The organism is Acuticoccus sp. (genome assembly GCF_965213555.1).
In the GTDB taxonomy this organism is placed as follows: domain Bacteria; phylum Pseudomonadota; class Alphaproteobacteria; order Rhizobiales; family Amorphaceae; genus Acuticoccus.
Genome location: NZ_OZ243890.1, coordinates 2265018 through 2285740 on the forward strand (window position 1 = coordinate 2265018; position 20723 = coordinate 2285740).

Here is a 20723-nt window from a genome sequence, read left to right on the forward strand (position 1 = left end):
CGGTCAGCCCCTCCAGTTAGTCGGGCCACGACGAGGGCGACCTGGGACGTTGCACGGCGACTGACACGCCGGCGACGCATCGCGCTCGCGGACGACGTGCACGCGAGCCGTGGGATGGACTGCCTCGCCTCAACATGATCCGCGCGCGCACCGTGGTTGCTCCCAACAACGCCGACGAAGCGTTCCACGAACAAAAGTGGTGTGTGCGCACCGGTAGTTCTGTCAACTTCCAAAATCCTGGTTCATTGCTTAAAACAACATCCAAATATACTGTTAAGTTTCTTCGTTGACGCAAAGTCTCCTTAATTTATGGTTGCAAAGTGGGGGCGGCTCTGCTTTTAACGCGTGGCCCTCGACGCGGCCACCGAACGCCGCAGCGCGCTCCGCCATGATGACGGGTGCGCGCCGCAGCGACGGGGCTCGCACGGGCCATGGGGCCTCATCGCATGCAACAGAACCCGACGCTGGTTGCCGACCTCTTGCCGACCTTGAACACCTCGCTCCGCCTCGCAGGGCCGGCGCTCGACGGTGAGGGGACCGGCAGCGGCCGCTGGTTCTGGCAGGGCAAGCGCGCCTTCGACGTCGGCCTCGCGTTGGTCATGCTGCCCGTCGTTGGGCTGGCGGCGCTGATCCTCTTGGCGCTCAACCCGTTCGTTAACGAGGGGCCGCTGATCTTCCGTCAGCGGCGCATGGGACGTGCGGGCACGCCGTTCACCATCCTGAAGTTCCGCTCGATGCTGCCGGCCAAGACCGTGTGCCGCGGTCCCGAAGATCCCGTCGAGGTCGGCCGCATCACGCCGCTCGGGCGGTTCATCCGCACGACGCGCATCGACGAACTGCCGCAGGTGTTCAACATCCTCGCGGGGGAGATGAGCTTCGTGGGCCCGCGGCCGGACATGCTTGAGCACGCGCACCGCTTCATCGAAACGGTGCCGTACTATGACAGGCGCCACGCGGTCCGCCCGGGGATCACCGGCTTCGCCCAGGTCCTCGCCGGCTACGCGGAGGGCTCGGCAGCAACGATCCACAAGGCACGGCTGGACGTCGTCTACATCCGCCGGGCCTGCGTGCGACTGGAGCTCTCCATCCTCGCGCGCACCGCGCTCGTCATGGTGACGGGCCACGGCGCCCGCTGAGCCGCCCTCGATCGCACGGAGGCGCCGCAACCGATCGCCCGCGGTGACCGCGCGCGTGCAGCGCCTCCCCGGAGCCGGACGCGACCGCGCAACGGGCGCGTTGGTGCCGCTCGCTGAGAGGGCCGCGGTTCGGTGGGCGGACCGCGCCGACGGCGGCCTCGGCTGGATGGCGCTGGCCCTCGCGCTCGCGAGCCTCGTTCCCATCGGCAGCAACGTCCCGGTCGCCTGGCTGGGTCTTGCCATCGCCGCCACGGCAGCGTTCGCGCTCCGCCTCCTCCTCGACCTCGCCAACCCCCTGCCGCCGCCGGTGCGGCGAGGGCTCGTGCTGCCGACGGCGATCCTCCTCGCGGTCGGGGGGTGGGCCGCCGCGCAACTCCACGGCCCTGCGCCCGCCGCGTGGCACCATCCGGCCTGGAGCTGGGTGGACGGCGAGGGGGCGATTGCCGTCGATCCTACGGCAGGCCGACACTTTCTGTCGCGGCTCCTCGCGTACGCGATGCTGTTCGCGCTCGTGCTGCGCGCCGCCCTCGACGAGCGCCGCGCGCGGCGCTTCGTGCGTGTCGTCGCCGCGTGGACCGGCGCGGTCGCGCTCTACGCCATCGTCGCCTTCGTCGCTGGCACCAACCCCATCACCGGCGCGATGGCGGACGTGGCGACCGGGCCGCTCGTCAACCGCAACCATTATGCGACCTACGCCGGGATCGGGATGCTCGCGAGCGTCGCGGCGCTTGTGCTCGGCATGGAGCGCGCAACGAGCGCCGGCGGACCGCGGCATCAGCGGCTGCGCGCAGCCTTGAACGGCGCCGTCGCGGGTGGCTGGCTCTTCGGCCTCTGCGCGCTCGTCAACGTGGGCGCGCTGACGCTGACCCAGTCCCGCGGCGGCGCCGTCGCAGCGGTGGCTGGGCTGGTCACGTTCCTCGTCCTCCTCCGCCGCGGCGGGGCAAGCGGGCGAGCCGGCGTTGCGCTGCTCGGTGTGGCGATCGCCGTCCTCGTGGCTGCGAGCGCCGGCCTCGGGTCGACGGTGGCGCGCTTCGTCTCCAGCGACGTCGCCGGGTCGCGCGACGAGGTCTACCGCGCCGTGGTCGGCGCCATCCTCGAGCGTCCGTTGCTCGGCGTCGGCCTCGGCGGCTTCACCGATGCGTTCCGCGCCCATGTGCCTGCGTCGGCGGACGTCGGCGTGTGGGACGCAGCGCACAACAGCTACCTTGAGAACATCATGGAGCTCGGGCTGCCTGCGGCAGTCGCGCTCTATGGGGCGCTGGCGCTTCTCCTGATGCGGCTCTGGAAAGGCGCAGGCGAGCGGCGCAGCACGGTGCTCCCCGCGTTCGCGCTCGGCGTCGGCGTCCTCGCCGGGATCCACAGTTGGGTCGACTTCAGCCTCCAGATCCCCGCGGTCGCGTCGCTGTTCGCGGTGGTCCTCGCCATCGGCCATGCGCAAAGCCACGGCCATCGCGACCGGATCGGGGGTTGCCCTCAATGAGCGGGCGGGACGACCGACGCTGCACCCGCCCGCGTCGCACGCTGAGCGCGACCGTGCTGCCCCTCCTCCAGCTCGTCCTCCTCGCGCTGGCCATCATCAACCTTTCGATCCTCATCGGCGAGAGCCCGGCGGCGGACCAAACAGCGCGGCAGCACGACCCTTCCGGCGACTGGCGCACGGACGGCGTCCTGACGCTCTACGACCGTGCGGCGTACGATCGGGAGAAGGCGCTCGACCTCCTCGTGGCGCTGGCGCAGCACGAGGATGCGGCGCTCGCCGAGCGCGCGCTCGTGCATGCCCAGGCGAGCGTGCGGCGTGCGCCGGCCGACGCGCTCGCCTGGAACCTGCTCGCCTGGTCGCACGCGCTGGTAGGCGCGGAGCGCGACGCCCGGGCCGCGCTCGGACGCACGTTCGCGCTGGCGCCGCACGGGGCTGCCCTCGCCCGCGACCGCCTGCTCCTCGCGGAGGCCCTGCGCATGGATGAGGTCGCGAAAAAGGACGCCACCGTGCGCACGGCCCTCGCCCGGGACCTCGCCGCGGTCGGACGACGCGACGAGGACGCTCGTCAGGCCGTCCCAACTTTGATACCAAAAGTTGTGGATGCGGTCGCAGGACCGGACGAACGACGGTAGCGGTACCCGGTCGGGCGGATCCAGCCTGGTCGCAGAAGCCGTGGCCAAGCAGAGGGCTAGGTCATCCCATGAGGCGGGCGTCCCAGTACCGGGCGAGGGGGCAGCGGACCTTCTGATGAACTTCGCGCGAGCCTACGCGGACGATCCCTACCGGATCGAGCCTCGGGTGGAGCCGAGCGGGGACGGTCGCGGCCTCGACCTCAGGCAGGCGCTGCGCTTCGTGTGGCGCTCGAAGTGGGTGATCGTCGTCGGCGCGGTGGTCGGCGCGTGCGTCGCTCTCCTGAAGATCGCGGCGATGACGCCGACCTACACGGCCTCTGCGACCGTCCTCTTCATGCCCGAGCAGCGCAACGTCGTCGACATCGAGGACGTCCTCACCCGCTCGGCCGCCGACGACGACCTGCGCAACCAGATCGAGATCCTGCGGTCCAGGACGCTGATGACGCGCGTCGTCGAGCGGGTCGGCCTGCACGGGGTGCCATACTTCAACCCCGAGCTGCAGCCCGGACCCGGCGCCTTCGCCCGAGCGCTCGACTGGCGCAGCTACGTCCCTTGGGAGACCCTCGCCGACGTCGGGATCATCGATGCACCCGACCCAGCCCCCGCTCTCGCCGAAGCGGATCGCGTCGCCGCGCAGAAGGCGCTCGCGCGCGACATCCTGATCTATGCCCTCGTCATCCAGCCGGTGCCGAACTCGCGCGTCATCCGCCTGTCGATGACGCTCACCGATCCCCAGCTCGCGGCCCGTGCGGTGAATGCGGTCGCGCAGGAGTACATCACCGCCCAGCTCGACGCGAGCTTGGCGGCCACCCGCGAGGCGACGGTCTGGCTCAGCGAACGCGTCGAGGAGCTGAAGGTGGAGGTCGCCGAGGCGGAGGCCGCCGTGAGCACCTATCGTGCCGACCTGTCGGAGCGGACCGGACAGACCGCGCAGGTCTTGGAGCAGCAGCTCGACAGCCTGAACACCGCGCTGGCCGCCGCCCAGGCGCGACGCGCCGCCGCCGACATCCGCCACCAGCGGGCTCGCGAGGCGATGCGCGACACGGACCGCCTGGCGGTCATCCGCGAGTTCCAGGACTCGGGCACGATCACGGCGGCGCGGGCGCGCGAGCGCGAGCTCATCACCGGCCGGGCCGAGCTCGCCCGCCTGGTGCCGGAGGGCCACGAGCGGTTGCGCCTCTTCGACCTTCGCATCGCAGGGCAGCGCAACGAGATCCGCGGCGAGGCCGAGCGCATCGTCAACGCGCTGGAGAGCGAGACGGCGGTCGCCACGGACGAGGTGGAGACCCTCCGCGACCAGGTGAGTGCGCTGGAGGAGCGGCTGCAGGCGCAGGGTGCCGAGGAGGTGCGCCTGCGCGAGCTGGAGCGAGAGGCCGAGGCGAGCGGGCTGATCTACCAGAACTTCCTCGGCCGGCTGAAGGAGACGACGCAGCAGCAGACGCTGGCGGAGGCCGACGCCGTCATCCTGTCCCCCGCCGAGCCGCCGCGCCACGCCGACAGCGCCTCCAAGAAGCGCCTCGCCGTCGTCACGACCCTCTTCGGGGCCGCGCTCGGGCTCGGCGTCGCGATCCTCCTCGACCGGCTCAACAACACCTTCCGCGAGGTCGAGCAGCTCGAGGAGCTCACCGGGCTTCAGGTCTTGGGGACGGTGCCCTCGCTCGGCAGCCGAATGGAGCGGCACGAGGTGCTGCAGTTCGTGCTCGAGAAGCCGAGCTCGTCGCTCGCCGAAGCGATCCGGAGCCTTCGCACGAGCCTCCTGTTTTCCCGCGTGGACGAGCCGCCGCAGGTGGTCATGTTCACCTCGACCGTGCCAGGGGAGGGCAAGTCGACGACGAGCCTGCTCCTCGCGCTGACCAGCGCGCAGATGGGCCGCTCCGCCATCATCGTGGACTGCGACCTGCGCCGACCGTCGCTGAACACGTTCCTCGGCGACAGGCCGGACGCCACCAGCGGGCTTACCGACGTGCTGGAGGGCACCATGACGCTGGAGGAGGCCGCCACGGTCGACCCAGTGACCGGGCTCACCATCCTCGCGGGCTTCCCGGGGGAGGGCACGGTGATCAACGCCGCCGACGTGCTGGCCTCGGACAGGTTCGGCTACCTCCTCGAAGACCTGCGCGAGCGCTACGACCTCGTCATCCTCGACGCTCCGCCGACGCTGTCGGTCACCGACGCGCGCATCGTCGCCCGGCGGGTCGACACCACGCTGTACTGCGTGAAGTGGGACGCCACGGCCCGCGACACGGTGCTCGAGGGCCTGCGCGAGTTCGCGCTCGTCAAGCCGACGATCGCCGGCATTGTCGCGACGATGGTGAACGTCCGCCAGTCCGCGCACTACGGCTACGGGGGGTACTACCGTGGCGGCGACGGCGATCCCTACCACGCGAACTGACGCCAGACGCGCGTCCGCGGCATCGGCGGCCACGCGACGACGGTGACGCCGCGCACCGCTCGGCTATGCTAGCGCGCCGCCGCAGCACGGCGCGGCCAACCCTGGGGTCCGTCATGTCCGTCGAACCGGCCGACCGCACGCACCGCACGACCCGCCCCGACGAGGGCACGCCACGCTACCGTTGGGCAGCGGGCGGCTGGGGCTCGCTTGCCGGCATCGCGCGGATCTTCGGCCGCGAGTTGAACTCGCCGCGCGTGTTGCGGACGCTGGAGCGGCAGAACAAGCCGGGCGGACACATGTGCACCTCCTGCGCCTGGGCGAAGCCGGCCAAGCCGCACCCCTTCGAGTTCTGCGAGAACGGCGCCAAGGCCACCCTGTGGGACCTCACGCCCCGACGCTGCGGCCCCGAGGTGTTCGACCAGAACACCGTGAGCGAGCTGCGTGCGCTGCCCGACTACGAGCTGGAGCGCTTCGGCCGGCTCACCCACCCCATGCGCTACGACGCGGCGAGCGACCGCTATGCCCCCGTCGACTGGGACGAGGCGTTCGCCGGCATCGGCAAGGAACTCAAGGCGCTCGATCCGAAGTCCGCGGTGTTCTACGCCTCGGGACGGGCCGCGCTGGAGACGTCCTACCTTTGGGCACTGTTCGCGCGGCTCTACGGGCACAACAACCTGCCCGACAGCTCCAACATGTGCCACGAAACGACGTCGGTGGCGCTGAAGGAGGTCATCGGCTCATCCGTCGGCACCTGCACCCTCGACGACTTCGAGCACTGCGACGCCATCTTCTTCTTCGGCCAGAACACGGGCTCGAACTCGCCGCGCTTCCTCCACCCGCTGCAGGCCGCGGTGAAGCGGGGATGCAAGGTCGTCTCGTTCAACCCGGTGCGGGAGAAGGGGCTCATCGAGTTCGTCAGTCCGCAGGACCCGCTGCAGATGACGGTGGGAAGCTCGACGAAGATCGCGAGCGCCTACCTGCAGGTGAAGCCGGGCGGCGACATCGCCGCGATCGTCGGCCTCGCCAAGCTCGTCGTCGAGGCGGAGGACGCCGCGCCCGGGACCGGGCTCGACCATGCCTTCATCGAGGGGCACACGACGGGGTTCGCCGAGTGGCTGGACTTCGTGCGCGAAACATCCTGGTCGGACATCGAGGCGGCGTCCGGGCTCACCCGCGCCGAGCTCGCGCCGGTGGCCGACATCTACGTCGCGGCGAAGGCCACCGTCGGCATCTACGGCATGGGGCTGACGCAGCACGTCCACGGCAGCCAGAACATCCAGGCCCTCGTCAACCTCCTCCTCATGCGCGGCAACGTGGGGCGGCGCGGCTGCGGCATCTCCCCGGTGCGCGGGCACTCCAACGTGCAGGGCCAACGCACCGTCGGGATCGCAGAGAAGACCCACCTCGTGCCCCTCGACAGGATCGCCGAGCAGTTCGGCTTCGACCCGCCGCGCGAGGACGGCATGAACACGGTCGCCGCCTGCGAAGGCATCCTCGACGGGCGCGTGAAGGCGTTCGTCGCCCTCGGCGGCAACTTCCTGCGCGCCGTCCCTGAGCAGCGTCGCATGGAGGAGGCGTGGGGCCGGATGCGCCTCACCGTACAGATCGCGACGAAGCTCAACCGCAGCCACCTCGTGAACGGCGAGGTCGCCTACCTCCTGCCGTGCCTCGTGCGCTCGGAGGAGGACATGCAGGCCTCCGGCGCACAGGCCGTCTCCATGGAGGACAGCCTCAGCCACATCCACGGCTCGCTCGGCAAGGCGGCCCCGGCGAGCCCGCACCTCAGGTCCGAGCCTGCGATCATCGCCGGCATCGCCAAGGCCACCCTGCCCGACAACCCGAAGGTGCGCTGGGACGCGTTGGTCGGCGACTACGCCATGGTGCGCGACCTCATCGCCGAGACGTACCCGGATGAGTTCCACGACTACAATGCGCGGATGTTCCAACCGGGCGGGTTCTACCGCGGCAACGCCGCCCGTCGCCGCGAGTGGAGGACCGAGGGCGGCCGTGCGCGCTTCACCGTGCCGACCACGCTGACGGCCACCGCGCTCGGCGATCGCGAGGGACGCATGCGCCTCATCACCATGCGCTCCAACGACCAGTTCAACACGACGATCTACGGCTTCTCCGATCGGCTGCGCGGGGTGTCGGGCTCGCGCGACGTGCTTTTCATCAACCGCGACGAGATGGCCCGGCTGGGCCTCGACCAGGGGCAACGCGTGACCTTGGCGAGCGACGCGGAGGACGGCGAGGAGCGCCGCGTCGCCGGGCTCGCGGTCACCGCCTTCGACCTTCCGGACGGCTGCGTCGGCGCGTACTACCCCGAGACCAACCCGCTGGTGCCGCTGTGGTACCACGATGAGCTGTCGAAGACGCCGGCGTACAAGGGGGTCCCCGTGCGCATCGAGGCGTGACGGGTTGGCGGCACGACGCGGGAGGACGCAATGGTTGAGACCACGATGGACGTTGAGGACCGCTCTTCAACGCGCGGCAACCACCTCATCGACGCGCTGCTTGCCGGACACGACGGCGCGCGACCATGCATCGAGGTCCACGGGACCGACCGGTCGCTGAGCTACGGCGACGTGCGCGACCTGTCGGCCCGCGTCGCTGCGGCGCTTGTGGCGATGGGCGTCGCGCCGGGCGACCGCGTCGCGGCGCAGGTGCCGAAGTCGGTCGAGGCGCTGATGGTGTACCTCGGCGTGGTGCGCGCCGGCGGCGTCTTCCTGCCGCTCAACACGGGCTACACGCCGTCGGAGGTGGAGTACTTCGTGTCGGACGCGGAGCCGACGGTCGTGCTGTGCGACCCGAAGGACCGCGAGGCGATCGCACCCATCGCCGAGCGCTGCGGCGCGCGGCTCGAGACGCAAGGCGTCGCGGAAGGTTCCTTCCTCGACGCGATCCCAGGCGACGCAACCTTTGCGGACGTGCCGCGCGGGCCGGACGACCTCGCCGCCATCCTCTACACCTCTGGCACGACGGGTCGCTCCAAGGGGGCGATGCTCTCCCATCGCAACCTCGAGTCCAACACGACGACGCTGCTCGATTCCTGGCGGTTTTCGGGCGACGACGTCCTCGTCCACGCGCTGCCGATCTTCCACACCCACGGGCTTTTCGTCGCCACCAACTGCGTCCTGATGGCGGGCGCGTCGATGATCCTCTTGGGCAAGTTCGAGCCGCGGGCCGTCGCCGACCTGTTACCGCGCGCCACCGTCCTCATGGGCGTGCCGACGTTCTACGTGCGCCTCCTCTCCGAGCCCGACCTCGGCGAGAAGGCGCGCGACATGCGCCTCTTCGTGTCGGGCTCCGCACCGCTGCTCGCCGAGACGCACGAGGCGTTCAGTGCGGCCACCGGTCACGCGATCCTCGAGCGCTACGGCATGACCGAGACGAACATGAACACGTCGAACCCCTACGACGGCGAGCGCCGCGCAGGGACCGTCGGCTTCCCGCTGCCGGGCGTGGAGCTGCGCGTCGTCGACCCCGAGGCCGCCGTGCCTCGGGAGCTGCCGCAGGGCGAGATCGGCATGATCGAGGTGCGCGGACCCAACGTCTTCCAGGGCTACTGGCGCATGCCCGAGAAGACCGCCGAGGAGCTGCGGCCGGACGGCTGGTTCGTCACCGGAGACCTCGGCAAGGTCGACGATCGTGGCTACGTGCATATCGTCGGCCGCGGCAAGGACCTCATCATCTCCGGCGGCTTCAACGTCTACCCGAAGGAGGTTGAGGGCGTGATCGACGAGCTTCCCGGCGTCGAGGAGTCCGCGGTCGTCGGCGTGCCGCATCCGGACTTCGGCGAGGGCGTCGTCGCTGTGGTGGTGCGCCAGCCCGGCGCCTCGCTGGATGCCGCGGCCATCGAGGCATCGCTGACGGACAGGCTCGCTCGATACAAGCAGCCCAAGCTCATCGACTTCGTGGACGAGCTGCCGCGCAACACCATGGGCAAGGTCCAAAAGAACGTTCTGCGCGACACCTACGCTGGCGCCTTCAAGCCTTAGCCGGCGCTGCCGGGCGCCGCGCCATGACGCTCCCTCAAGCATCGAGGCTCGCGCCGAGGGCCTCGCGCGTCAAGGCACGCTTCGCTCTTCGGCCTTGACCCGCGAGGCCTTCGGCGCGGTTCTGAAGGTGTCGGCTCCGCCGGAATGTCGCTTCAGCGGAAGACCCCTCCGGGGGGTCTTCCACCGGAATGACGGGAAGGGCGAAGGTGGCCGCCCGGCGCTACGCCGTCGGTTCGGCGATGTAGGGAGCGGCGGCGGCGCCCTCCTGAAGCGGGCGCACCATCACCGCGTCGCCGATCGACGGCGGCTCGTGCGCCAGCGCCATCACCTTGTCCATCGCCGGCGCGTCCAGCGTGACGAGAACGAGGGTGTACGGCGTCGGGCCGATCGGGGACGGGCCGGCTGCCCGGTGCACCATGGTGACCGAATGAACGGTCCCTCTGCCGTCGAGCGTCGTCGGCGCGAAGGCGTCGGCGCCGCACGCGGGGCAGCGGGCGCGGCGACCCAGCGCGGTGGCGCCGCACGAGGCGCAGCGGTGGGCGCTGAGGCTCATGCGCGCTCCAGGACCATGCTGACGTGGGCCGACAGGACTCCACCGTCCGCGTGCACGAACGCCGTGGACGGCTGGCCCGCTTGCACCGGCGAGCGGTCGGTCAGCTGGCGGAACGCCTCCACCGCGTGCGCCATGCCGCCGGCGACGCCGGAGTGGCCGTAGGCGAGGAGGCCGCCGTGCGGGTTGAGCGGCTGGCGGCCGTCCATGGCGAAGCGCCCGTCGCGCACGCCGTCCGCCGAGCGGCCGGGCTCGGCGAACCCGCACGCCTCCAGGAGCATGGCGAGGGTGACGGAGAAGCTGTCGTAGACGGCGAGCATGTCGACGGCGTCCGCGGTGCTGCCCGCCTCGGCGAAGGCGGCCGCCGAGGCGGTGCGCGCGCCGACCGCGATGTCGGCGGGTGCGTGCATCATGGCAAGGTGCGTGTGCGCCTGGCCGGTGCCTGCGATGCGCGCGGAGCGGCCGATGGGCTCGGCGGCCACCACGAGGGCGGCCGCGCCGTCGGAGATCGGGCAGCAGTCGAGCCGCTTCAGCGGCGTCGCGATGGGCTTCGACGCCATGACGTCCGCGACGGTGACCTCCTCGGCGTACTGCGCGCCCGGGTAGGCCGCCGCGTGACGGCGCATGAGGACGACGAACTCGGCGAGGTCCTCCTCCGTGGCCCCCGTCTCGTGCAGGTAGCGCGAGGCGAGCAGCGCGTAGTACGCTGGGATCAACCCGCCGTTGGGCACCTCGTGGGTGCGGTCGCCCACCTGGGCGAGGGTCGAGATGGTCTGCTCGGGCGTCTGGCCCGTCCGCCTGTTCTCACCCGCGACCACCAGGATGCGCCGCGCGGCGCCCGCCACCGCCACGTGCCGCGCCGCGGCGAGCATCGCGAGCCCCGTCGCCCCGCCGAGCTGCACGGCGTGGGCGCAGGACGGAACGAGGCCGAGGTGCTCGGCGAACGCCGACGACAGCATGATGTGCGGAAAGGTCGTCGAGTAACCCACGATGAGGCCGTCGATGTCGCCCCGCGCGAGGCCCGCGTCGGCGAGCGCGTCCTCGGCGGCCATCGCCATGAGATCCAAGGTGTCGGCCGGCGCGAGGTCGCCGAACCGCGTCAGCCCCGCGCCGACGATGTGCGCGTCGCTCACGCCCTACACCCCATGGAAGGCTACGAAGTCGGCGAGGTCGACGCGGCCGGCGTCGTGCCGGTTGATCGCGTGGTCGGGATCCGGCCAGCCGATGGCCATCCCGGTGAACAGCATTCGGTTGTCCGGGGTCCCGAGGAACCCTGCCACTGTTCGCGGCCAGGATGCCCAGTACTCCTGCGCACACGTCGCGAGCCCCTCTGCCTCGCACAGGAGCATCACGTTCTGCAGGAACATGCCGAGGTCCGACCACTGCGGCGGGCCCATCTGCCGGTCGACGAAGCAGAACAGCGCCATCGGCGCGCCGAACAGCTCGGCGTTGCGCTTGTACCACTTGAGCCGGCCCTGCTTGTCCTCCCGCGCCACGCCGAGCACGGCGTAGAGCGACTCGCCGACGGCGAAGCGGCGGTCGGTGTAGGGCGCCGTCAGCGCCTTGGGGTAAACGTCATAGTCCCGTTCCGCCTCGCCGCGCGGGGTCTCCTCCATCTTCTGCGCGACGATGGCGCGGAACCGGTCGAGCGCCTCGTCCGCCACCACGTCGATGTGCCAGGGCTGGAGGTTGCCCCCCGATGGCGCGCGTGCCGCCTCCGTCAGGACGCGACGGATGACCTCGCCCGGCACCGGCCGGTCAAGGAACGCGCGGACCGAGCGGCGTCGGGCCACCGCCTCGCGCACGTCCACCTTCAGATCGACCGGGCGACGACTTCGCGCATGATCTCGTTGGTCCCCGCGTAGATCCGGTGCACCCGGCAGTTCTGCCATGCGCGAGCGATGGGGTAGTCCGCGATGTAGCCGTAGCCGCCGAACATCTGCAGGCACGTGTCGAGCACCTTCTGCTCCATCTCCGTCACCCAGAACTTTGCAGCGCAGACGGTAGGCACGTCGAGCTCGCCCCGGAGGTGCAGCTCGAGGCAGCGGTCGGTGTAGAGCCGCGCGACCTCGACGTCGGTCTTCACCTCGGCCAGCCGGAAGCGGATGTTCTGCAGGTTGAGGAGCGGCTTGCCGAACGCGTGACGCTCCTTCACGTAGTCCCGCGTCCACCCGTAGGCGGCCTCCATCACCGCGCAGGCGCGCAGGACGAGGATGAGCCGCTCCTGGGGCAGCTCCGTCATCAGGTACTTGAAGCCGCGGCCCTCCTCGCCGACGAGGTTGGACGGCGGCACGCGCACCTCGTCGAAGTAGAGCTCGGCGATGTCCTGGGACTTCTCGCCGATCTTCTCGAGCTTGTTGCCGCGCGAGAAGCCCTCGCGGTCGGTCTCCACGAGGACCAGGCTGATGCCCTTGGCGCCGAGCGAGGGGTCGGTCTTGCAGGCGACGAGCACGACGTCGGCGATCTCGCCGTTGCTGATGAACGTCTTGGAGCCGTTGATGACGAGCTCGTTGCCGTCGCGCCGGGCGTTGGTGCGGATGTTCTGGACGTCCGAGCCCGCGCCGGGCTCGGTCATCGCGATGGCGCCGATCGTCTCGCCGGACGCCATCTTCGGCAGCCACTCGCGCTTTTGGTCCTCGGTGCCGTAGTGCGCGACGTAGGGCGCCACGATGTCCGAGTGCAGCGCGAACCCGGGGCCAGCGCACAGCCGCTTCGCCGCCTCCTCGATGAGGACGGCGGCGGCACGGAAGTCGGCGCCTCCTCCGCCATACTCCTCGGGGGCCGTCGTCAGCAGCAACCCCTGCTCGCCCGCCTTGCGCCAGACCTCCCGGCTCACCTTGCCCTCGCGCTCCCACTCGCGCTGGTGGGGCACGACCTCGGTGTCGTAGAAGTTCGCCGCGGTGCGGCGGAACATCTCGTGTTCCGGCTCGTAGACGGTGCGTTCGCCCAGCATGTCGTCCCTCCTGTGCGCCACGACCGGCGCCGGCTCGGCCCGCTTGCACGGGCCCTGGCAGGATAGTACGCAGGTGTAATAAACCATGGGCGACGCGGCGTCACGGCCGCACGCGACGAACCCGGGATCCCCTCGTCGCACGAGGCAACCCGTGAGGAGGGACTATGGACGCGAGCGGGCTCCTCGCCGGCAAGGTGGCGCTCGTGACCGGCGCAGGCCGGGGCATCGGGCGCGAGATCGCGGTCATGCTCGCCGCGCACGGCGCCTCGGTCGTCGTCAACGACCTCGGCGGCGGCATGGCGGGCGGCGACGAGGCCGATCAGGCGCCCGCGCAGGAGGTTGTGGACGTCATCAAGGACGCGGGCGGCGAGGCGTCCGCCAACTTCGGCTCGGTCTCCGACTACGCGACGGCCGAGGCCATGGTCGAGCAGGCGGTGAGCGACTTCGGCCGCATCGACATCGTGGTCAACAACGCGGGCATCCTGCGCGACGTCATCTTTCACAAGATGACGGAGGAGGACTGGGACGTCGTCATCAACGTCCACCTCAAGGGCTCGTTCAACACCAGCCGGGCGGCCGCGCCGCACTTCCGCGCCCAGCAGTCCGGCACCTACGTGCACTTCACGTCGACGTCCGGCCTCGTCGGCAACTTCGGACAGGCGAACTACTCCGCCGCCAAGCTCGGCATCGTCGGGCTGTCGAAGTCCATCGCCCTCGACATGCAGCGCTTCGGCGTGACGTCCAACTGCATCGCCCCATTCGCCTGGAGCCGCATGACGAGCTCGATCCCGGTGACGAGCGAGGCGGAGCGCGTGCGCGTGGAACGCATCAAGACGATGAAGCCGGAGAAGATCGCGACCGTCGTCACCGCGTTGTGCTCGGACGCGGCGAAGGACGTGACGGCGCAGATCTTCGGCGTGCGCACCAACGAGATCTACCTGATGAGCCAGTCGCGCCCGGTGCGCTCGGTGCACACCGCCGAGGGGTGGACGCCGCAGAGCGTGCTCGACACCGTGTTCCCGGCGATGAAGGCGAGCTTCTACGCCAACGATCGGTCGGGCGACGTGTTCAACTGGGACCCGATCTGAGGCGTCGGGCTCCGGTCCACCATGCGGCGAGGGTCGCCCGGCGGGCCGGACGCGTCAACGGCTGCGCCGTCCTCCGCTTCGCTCCGGCCCTTCGGGTGACCCGTCCAGCCCGCCGGGCGATGGCATGCGCATGACGGCTCCGGAGGAACGACCGGAGGTTATGACAGGGTCCCGACTCTCCAAAGGAACATGGAGGGGACGGGTTCGGCGTCACAGCGATACGGAGGGGACGCGATGTCCGACAGGATCATGCCGACGCCGACGCCGGAGACGGCGCACTTCTGGGAGGGGACGCGCGCCGGCGAGCTACGGCTGCAGCGTTGCGCGCCCGAGGGGCACGTCTACTTTCCGCCGCGACCGTTCTGCCCCAAGTGCGGCTCGCGCGACGTCGCCGTGTTCGCTGCCTCGGGGCGCGGCACGCTGCACAGCTACATCATCAACCACATGAAGGCGCCCGGGATGGAGCCGCCCTTCGTGGTCGCCGTCGTCGAGCTCGACGAGGGGCCGCGCATGATGGCGAACATCATGGAGGTCGCGCCGTCGCACGAGGCGCTCGAGCTCGACATGCCGCTCGAAGTGACCTTCGAGCGGCTGTCCGACGAGATCGCCCTGCCCCAGTTCAAGCCCGCCGGAGGCGCGGCATGACGCCGAACTCGTGCGCCATCGTCGGCGCCGCCGAGACCACCGAGCTCGGCAAGCTCCCCCACATGGCGCAGCTCAACCTCCATGCCGACGCCGCGCTCAACGCGCTCGCCGACTGCGGTCTCACCATCCGCGACGTCGACGGCATCGCCACCGCCGGCCACGACGCGGTGGAGGTCGCGCAGTACCTCGGGCTCGAGCCGACCTGGATGGACGGCACCTCCGTGGGCGGCTGCTCCTTCATGGTCCACGTGCGCCATGCGGTGGCGGCGCTCGAGGCGGGGCTGTGCTCCGTCGCCCTCATCACCCACGGGGAGAGCGGCAGGAGCCGCGTCGGCCAGCTCGGTCGGCCGGTTTTTCCCTCGCTCCACCAGGTGCAGTTCGAGCAGCCCTACGGCGTCACCGTGCCGCCAACCCGCTTCACGCTGCCCGTCATGCGCATGATGAAGGACACCGGGCTGACGTTGGAGCAGCTCGCCATGGTCGCCGTGGTGCAGCGCGAGTGGGCCTCGCACCATCCGCGCGCATCCATGCGCGACCCGATCACCGTGGACGACGTCCTGTCCTCCAAGATGATCTGCGACCCGTTCCGCCTCCTCATGTGCTGCCTCGTCACCGACGGCGGCGGCGCGCTCGTCCTCACCCGGGCGGACCGCGCCAAGGACATGGACACGAGGCCGGTCTACGTCCGCGGCGTCGGCGAGAGCTGCGAGGGGACGATGATCTCGCAGATGGAGGACTTCACGTCCTCGCGTGCGTTCCGCGTGTCCGGCCGGCTCGCCTTCGAGAGCGCCGGCATCACCCACGACGACGTCGACCACCTGATGATCTACGACGCGTTCGCCCACCTGCCGATCTACGGGCTGGAGGACCTCGGCTTCGTCGGCCGCGGCGAGGCGGGCGCCTTCATCGCCGACGGCAACACGCGGCCCGGCGGCAGGCTGCCGCTCAACACCAACGGCGGCGGGCTCTCCTACATGCACTCCGGGATGTACGGCATGTACGCGCTGCAGGAGAGCGTGCGGCAGATGCGCGGCACTTCCCCGGCGCAGGTGGAGGGGGCAAAGGTGTCCGTCTGCCACGGCGTCGGCGGCATGTTCGCCGCCTCCGGCACGGTGGTGATGACGAACGTCGCGTGACGCTCAGCCCATCAGGGCAGGGAGCCACAGCGAGAGCTGCGGCCAAGTGATCAGCATCGCCATGATGACCGCCTCGCAGGCGAGGAACCAAGCGACGCCACGGAAGATCGTGGCGAGCGGCACGGCGTCGCCTACGACGCCCTTCACGACGTAGACGTTGATGCCGACGGGCGGCGTGAGGAGGCCGATCTCGATCAGCTTGACCACGATGACGCCGATCCAGATGAGGTCGACGCCCGCCGCCTTGAACGCGGGCAGGAAGACCGGCAGCGTCAGGAGCATCAGCCCGATCGGGTCGAGGAACATGCCGAGCACGACGTAGACGGCGCTCATGGCGAGGACGAGCTCGATGGGGCCGAGCTGGTACTGGGTGACGAGCTCGGCGATGAAGCGCGGCACGCCGGCCATCGCGAGGAAGCGCGTCAGGAACACCGCGCCGACGGCGAGGAAGAACAGCGAGGCGGTGGTGACGAGCGCCTCCGAGACGGAGTGGCGCACCGCCCCGAGGGTGAGCCGCCCCTGGACGAGGGCGATGAGGAACGCGAAGAAGGCGCCGAGCGCGCCGGCCTCGGTGGGCGTCGCGACGCCGGCGTAGATCGAGCCGATGACGAACAGGATGAGGAGTGGCAGCGGCCACACCTTGAGGAGCGCCGCCCACTTCTCCCGCGACGCCGCGGTGATGTCGATGCGCGGCGCGAGCGCCGGGTTCGCGACGCACCGCGCGACGATCATCACGGTGTAGATCGCCGCCGTCAGGAGGCCCGGGATGATGCCGGCGATGAGGAGTGCCCCCACCGACTGCTGGGTGAACCAGCCGTAGATCACGAACGCGATGGACGGCGGGATGAGCGCGCCGAGCGTGCCGGCCGCCGCGACGGTGCCCGTGGCGAGCGCCTTGTCGTAGCCATAGCGCAGCATCTCGGGGATCGCGAGGCGGCCGACGGCGGCGGCGGTGGCGAGGGACGAGCCGGATGCGGCCGCAAACCCGGCGGCGGTGAAGTTGGTCGCCACCGCGAGCCCGCCGGGCAGCCGGTTCAGCCACAGCCGGGCGGCGGTGTAGAGGCTCGCGGTCAGCCCGGTGTGGAAGGCGACCGCTCCCATCAGGAGGAACATCGGCACCGCCGACAGCTCCCACGAGGCGGCGAAGTCGAAGGGCAGCGAGCCCACCATGCCGAGCGCGGCCTGGGGCCCGCGCACCATCATCACGCCGAGGAACGACACGCCGCCGAGGGCGAACGCGATGGGGACGCGCAGCGCGAGGAGGACGAGGATCAGCCCGACCCCGAGCCCGCCGATGGTGAGCTTCTCCACCCGCGCTCAGCCCGGCGCGGCGTCTAGGAGGGGACCCCTGCCGGTGACGGCACGGGCCACGCTGTCGATGGTGTGGAGCACGAGGAAGGCGAGCATCAGCGCGCAGCCGACGGGGAAGAACCAGCGCGCGGGCCACACCTGCATGTTCCAGGTGGCGGTCTCCCAGACCTCGCCGACGGCAGTCATGTGCTGCGCCTCCGCGGACCCGCGCCACACCAGCGCACCGACGTAGAGCATGCCGACGACGCCGCCGAACGCCTCCACCGCCGCGAGCCGGCGCGGCGCAAGGTCCTGGGTGAACAGCTCCACCACGATGTGGCCCCGCCGCTTGGTGACGAGGCCGAGCGGCAGGTAGACCAGCGCCACCATGTAGTAGCTCGACACGGTCTCGAGCGTCGCCGGGATGGGCGCGTTCGCGAGGTGCTTGAGGATCACGTCGAAGGCGATCTGCAGCATCATGAGGAGCATGATCGCCCCGGCGGTGATCGCCGAGGCGTTGGCGAGCCAGCCGGCGAGGCGCGCGACGGCGCTCACGGCGTCAGTCGAGCTTCGAGTAGATCTCGTCCCACAGCGCCTGCCGGTAGGCCTCCTTGTCGTCGCCGACCTCGGCCACGATGGCGCGCCACTTGTCGACGTTCTCGCGCATCGTCGCGGCGACGTCCTCCATCGCCTCGACGCCGGAAGCCTCGCCGTCGGCGATCGCCTTGTCGTACTCGCTGGCGCGCTCCTCCTCGAGCGAGGCCATCAGCGCCTCGCTGCCCGGCGCGATCTCCACGCCCGTCGTCTGGAGCGCCGCATCGCTCTCCTCGACGTTGGCGAACACGACGTCCGCGACGAGGCCCGGCAGGTTCTCGTAGATCGCCGCGCGCTCCTCCTCGGACAGGTCGCTCCAGACGTCGGCGTTCATGTTGAAGATCTGCGAGCCCATGTAGGCGCCGAGGGGCGCGTCGAGCACCGAGCGGATGACGTCCTTGAGGTTGTAGTCGTTGAGCCAGGAGGCGGAGCCGACGGTGCAGTCCGCCTGTCCGCGCTGCAGCGCCTCGTACATCTCCGACGTGGTGATGGAGACCGGCGTCGCGCCCCAGCTCTGCACGAGCTCGCCCATGCGGGACGTGGCGCGGATCTTCTTGCCGGCGACGTCCTCCACGGACGTCACCGGGCTCGTGCACATCAGGTAGTAGATGCCGGTGGAGTACCAGGCGAGCGGCTCGATGTTGTTGCGAGTGTACTCCTCCCGGCAGGCGTCGCAGCCGACGAGCATCGTGTCGTTGAAGGCGGCGGCGAACACCTTGGGGTCGTCGGCGAGGACCATCATCGACGTGAGCGCGGCGGACAGCGGGATGTCGCTCTTCACGTACACCGGCGTGATCTGCGCGGAATCAGCGACGTAGTCGCTGACGACCTTGAGCATCTCCTTTGCGCCGCCCATGGACCCGCCGACGAACAGCTCGTAGTCCAGCGATCCGTCCGTCGCCTCACGCAGCCGGTCGAAGAAGGGCGTGAGCCCTGCGGTGTGGTTGACGTGCGCCGCCGGTATGGGGCTCGCGTAGGTGAGGTCGCGCGCCGCGGCGGGCGCGGCGGCAGCGACCGCGGCGATCGCCATGGCCGCGGCGACGCGGCGTCCTACAGCGTTGGTGAAGCCCATGGTCGTCCTCCCGCGTGTATGTTGCCGCCGCGCGGGCCTTCGCCCGCGGGCGGACCGCGAGGCGAACATGCCGTCCCGGACGAGTCAATTCGGGCCCGAAGTTTGCGCCGTAGTCAGATGCGGCGTGCGCCCTGCGGCCAGTACGCGTCGCGCAGCACCTTCTTGTAAAGCTTGCCGTTCTCCGCCCGGGGAAGCGCGTCGACGATGTCCACCGAGCGTGGGCACTTCACGCGGCTGAGGCGCCCGCGGCACCAACCGATGAGCTCGTCGGCGAGCCCCGCCTCGCCGAGGTGGTCCGGGCGCGGCTGGACCACCGCCTTGACCTCCTCGCCGAAGTCCTCGTTGGGCACGCCGAACACGGCGACGTCCTCCACCTTCGGATGGGTGATCAGCGTCCCCTCGATCTCGGCCGGGTAGATGTTCACCCCGCCGGAGACGATCATGAACGTCTTGCGGTCGGTGAGGAACAGGTAGCCGTCCGCGTCGAGGTGGCCGACGTCGCCCAAGGTCGACCAGCCATGCCGGTTGCGCGAGCCCGCCGTCTTCTGCGGATCGTTGTGGTACTCGAAGGTGGGCCCGCCCTCGAAGTAGACCGTGCCCTCGGTGCCGACGGGGACCTCGTCGCCCTCGTCGTCGCAGATCCTCAGGCGGCCGACCTGCGCGCGGCCGACGGACCCGGGCTTCTTGAGCCACTCGTGGCTGTCGAGGCACACGTAGCCGTTCCCCTCCGAGCCCGCGTAGTACTCGTGGATGATCGGTCCCCACCACGCGATCATGCGGCGCTTGACCTCGATGGGGCAGGGCGCGGCGGCATGGATCGCGATCCTGAGGCTCGATACGTCCGCCGCGGCGCGCTCCGCCTCCGGCAGCCGAAGGAGGCGCACGAAGTGCGTCGGCACCCACTGGCTGTGGGTCGGGCGGTGCTCCTCGATGATTTTTAGCGCGCGCGAGGCGTCGAACCGGTCGACCATGACGATCGACCCGCCGAAGCGCAGCACGCGCAGCGAGCATACGAGCGGCGCGGCGTGGTAGAGCGGGGCGGGGTGGAAGTACACCGTCCCCTCGTCGACGCCGTAGAGCTTCGCCCAATGGTTGTAGCCGGCCGAGGATGTGCCGAACGCGACATCCGGCATCGGCCTCAGGACCCCCTTCGGGCGGCCCGTTGTGCCGGAGGAGTAAAGCATCTCGACGCCCTCGGCCTGATCGGCGATGGGCGTCGTGGGCTGCTCGGCGAGCGCAGCGGAAAGGTCGCGGAAGCCCCCGACCGGGGTGCCCAGCATGAAGCGGTTCGCTGCGGGAAGGTCCGGCACCTCGACCTCAGTGACGACGTCGGCGTTGCGCGCGCTGGTGAACAGCGCCTTCGCGCCGGAGTCGGCGAGGATGTAGGCGACCTCGGCCGTGGTGAGGTGCGTCGCGATGGCGGTGACGCGCAGGCCGGACCGCTGCGCGCCCCAGAAGAGCGGCAGGAGCTCGATGCGGTTCTCCATGAAGACGGCGCAGCGCTCGCCGCGTCGGAGCCCGCAGGCGCGTAGGAGGTTGGCGGCGCGGTTCGACAGCGCCTCGACGTCCGCGAAGCTCAGCCGCTCTCCGGTGGGGGCGAAGTGGATGGCGGTTCGATCCGGCGTCTTCGCCGCATGGGTGCCGATGTGGCACGCCTCCTCAGGGACCGCGTCGGCGCTCGTGTCGACGCCCGTCATGTCAGCCTCCCGGCGCTCATTGTTGTTCCTCCGAGCTCCACGATCGAGGCTGGGACCGTG

The 20723-nt window shown here is 70.4% G+C and carries 17 protein-coding genes; 9 read left to right on the forward strand and 8 right to left on the reverse strand.

All coding sequences use genetic code 11. From position 1 onward, the window contains the following. The first annotated feature begins 446 nt into the window (after positions 1–446). The 6 genes from ACOOE8_RS10745 (at position 447) to ACOOE8_RS10770 (ending at position 9638) form a co-directional block, all read left to right on the forward strand. A complete protein-coding gene (locus ACOOE8_RS10745) occupies positions 447–1136 on the forward strand; it encodes a sugar transferase (RefSeq protein WP_420391474.1) in 690 nt (229 codons plus the stop codon). Positions 1137–1179: 43 nt separating this feature from the next. Continuing rightward, entirely contained in the window at positions 1180–2616 is a 1437-nt protein-coding gene (locus tag ACOOE8_RS10750; RefSeq protein ID WP_420391475.1) for an O-antigen ligase family protein, read from the forward strand. Between the two features lie 53 nt (positions 2617–2669). Further along, complete coding sequence (locus tag ACOOE8_RS10755; protein WP_420391476.1) at positions 2670–3248, forward strand: hypothetical protein; 579 nt, start codon at positions 2670–2672, stop codon at positions 3246–3248. A gap of 115 nt (positions 3249–3363) precedes the next feature. Then, a complete protein-coding gene (locus ACOOE8_RS10760) occupies positions 3364–5640 on the forward strand; it encodes a GumC family protein (protein WP_420391477.1) in 2277 nt (758 codons plus the stop codon). A 113-nt stretch (positions 5641–5753) separates the two neighbouring features. Next, positions 5754–8054 (forward strand): FdhF/YdeP family oxidoreductase, encoded by a 2301-nt coding sequence (locus tag ACOOE8_RS10765; protein WP_420391478.1) that lies wholly within the window; start codon positions 5754–5756, stop codon positions 8052–8054. Positions 8055–8084: 30 nt separating this feature from the next. Next, the gene (locus ACOOE8_RS10770; RefSeq protein WP_420391479.1) at positions 8085–9638 is read left to right on the forward strand and encodes a malonate--CoA ligase; all 1554 of its coding nucleotides are present in this window, start codon (positions 8085–8087) and stop codon (positions 9636–9638) included. Between the two features lie 220 nt (positions 9639–9858). On the opposite strand, the gene ACOOE8_RS10775 is transcribed toward ACOOE8_RS10770, so the two are convergent. The 4 genes from ACOOE8_RS10775 to ACOOE8_RS10790 are packed head-to-tail and all read right to left on the reverse strand — an operon-like array spanning position 9859 to position 13141. Further along, the gene (locus ACOOE8_RS10775; RefSeq protein ID WP_420391480.1) at positions 9859–10191 is read right to left on the reverse strand and encodes a Zn-ribbon domain-containing OB-fold protein; all 333 of its coding nucleotides are present in this window, start codon (positions 10189–10191) and stop codon (positions 9859–9861) included. Continuing rightward, on the reverse strand, positions 10188–11321 hold the full coding sequence (locus ACOOE8_RS10780; protein WP_420391481.1) for a thiolase family protein: 1134 nt from the start codon (positions 11319–11321) through the stop codon (positions 10188–10190). The genes ACOOE8_RS10775 and ACOOE8_RS10780 overlap by 4 nt, the downstream gene beginning before the upstream one ends. A gap of 3 nt (positions 11322–11324) precedes the next feature. After that, positions 11325–11993, reverse strand: coding sequence for a nitroreductase (locus tag ACOOE8_RS10785; RefSeq protein ID WP_420391482.1), 669 nt, complete (start codon positions 11991–11993; stop codon positions 11325–11327). Positions 11994–12001: 8 nt separating this feature from the next. Then, positions 12002–13141 carry an acyl-CoA dehydrogenase family protein gene (locus ACOOE8_RS10790; RefSeq protein ID WP_420391483.1) on the reverse strand — a complete coding sequence of 380 codons (1140 nt, stop codon included), beginning with the start codon at positions 13139–13141 and terminating at the stop codon, positions 12002–12004. 164 nt (positions 13142–13305) lie between these two features. On the opposite strand from ACOOE8_RS10790, the gene ACOOE8_RS10795 reads away from it, so the two are divergent. The 3 genes from ACOOE8_RS10795 (at position 13306) to ACOOE8_RS10805 (ending at position 16010) form a co-directional block, all read left to right on the forward strand. After that, positions 13306–14229 carry an SDR family NAD(P)-dependent oxidoreductase gene (locus ACOOE8_RS10795; RefSeq protein WP_420391484.1) on the forward strand — a complete coding sequence of 308 codons (924 nt, stop codon included), beginning with the start codon at positions 13306–13308 and terminating at the stop codon, positions 14227–14229. 234 nt (positions 14230–14463) lie between these two features. Next, the gene (locus ACOOE8_RS10800) at positions 14464–14874 is read left to right on the forward strand and encodes a Zn-ribbon domain-containing OB-fold protein (protein ID WP_420391485.1); all 411 of its coding nucleotides are present in this window, start codon (positions 14464–14466) and stop codon (positions 14872–14874) included. Then, the gene (locus ACOOE8_RS10805; protein WP_420391486.1) at positions 14871–16010 is read left to right on the forward strand and encodes a thiolase C-terminal domain-containing protein; all 1140 of its coding nucleotides are present in this window, start codon (positions 14871–14873) and stop codon (positions 16008–16010) included. The genes ACOOE8_RS10800 and ACOOE8_RS10805 overlap by 4 nt, the downstream gene beginning before the upstream one ends. Before the next feature lie 3 nt (positions 16011–16013). On the opposite strand, the gene ACOOE8_RS10810 is transcribed toward ACOOE8_RS10805, so the two are convergent. The 4 genes from ACOOE8_RS10810 to ACOOE8_RS10825 all read right to left on the reverse strand — a co-directional run bounded on the left by ACOOE8_RS10810 (position 16014) and on the right by ACOOE8_RS10825 (position 20663). Beyond that, on the reverse strand, positions 16014–17321 hold the full coding sequence (locus tag ACOOE8_RS10810; RefSeq protein ID WP_420391487.1) for a TRAP transporter large permease: 1308 nt from the start codon (positions 17319–17321) through the stop codon (positions 16014–16016). A gap of 6 nt (positions 17322–17327) precedes the next feature. Beyond that, complete coding sequence (locus ACOOE8_RS10815) at positions 17328–17855, reverse strand: TRAP transporter small permease subunit (protein WP_420391488.1); 528 nt, start codon at positions 17853–17855, stop codon at positions 17328–17330. Positions 17856–17859: 4 nt separating this feature from the next. After that, positions 17860–18966, reverse strand: coding sequence for a C4-dicarboxylate TRAP transporter substrate-binding protein (locus ACOOE8_RS10820; RefSeq protein ID WP_420391489.1), 1107 nt, complete (start codon positions 18964–18966; stop codon positions 17860–17862). A gap of 113 nt (positions 18967–19079) precedes the next feature. Next, positions 19080–20663 (reverse strand): acyl-CoA synthetase, encoded by a 1584-nt coding sequence (locus ACOOE8_RS10825; RefSeq protein WP_420391490.1) that lies wholly within the window; start codon positions 20661–20663, stop codon positions 19080–19082. Positions 20664–20723: the final 60 nt, after the last annotated feature.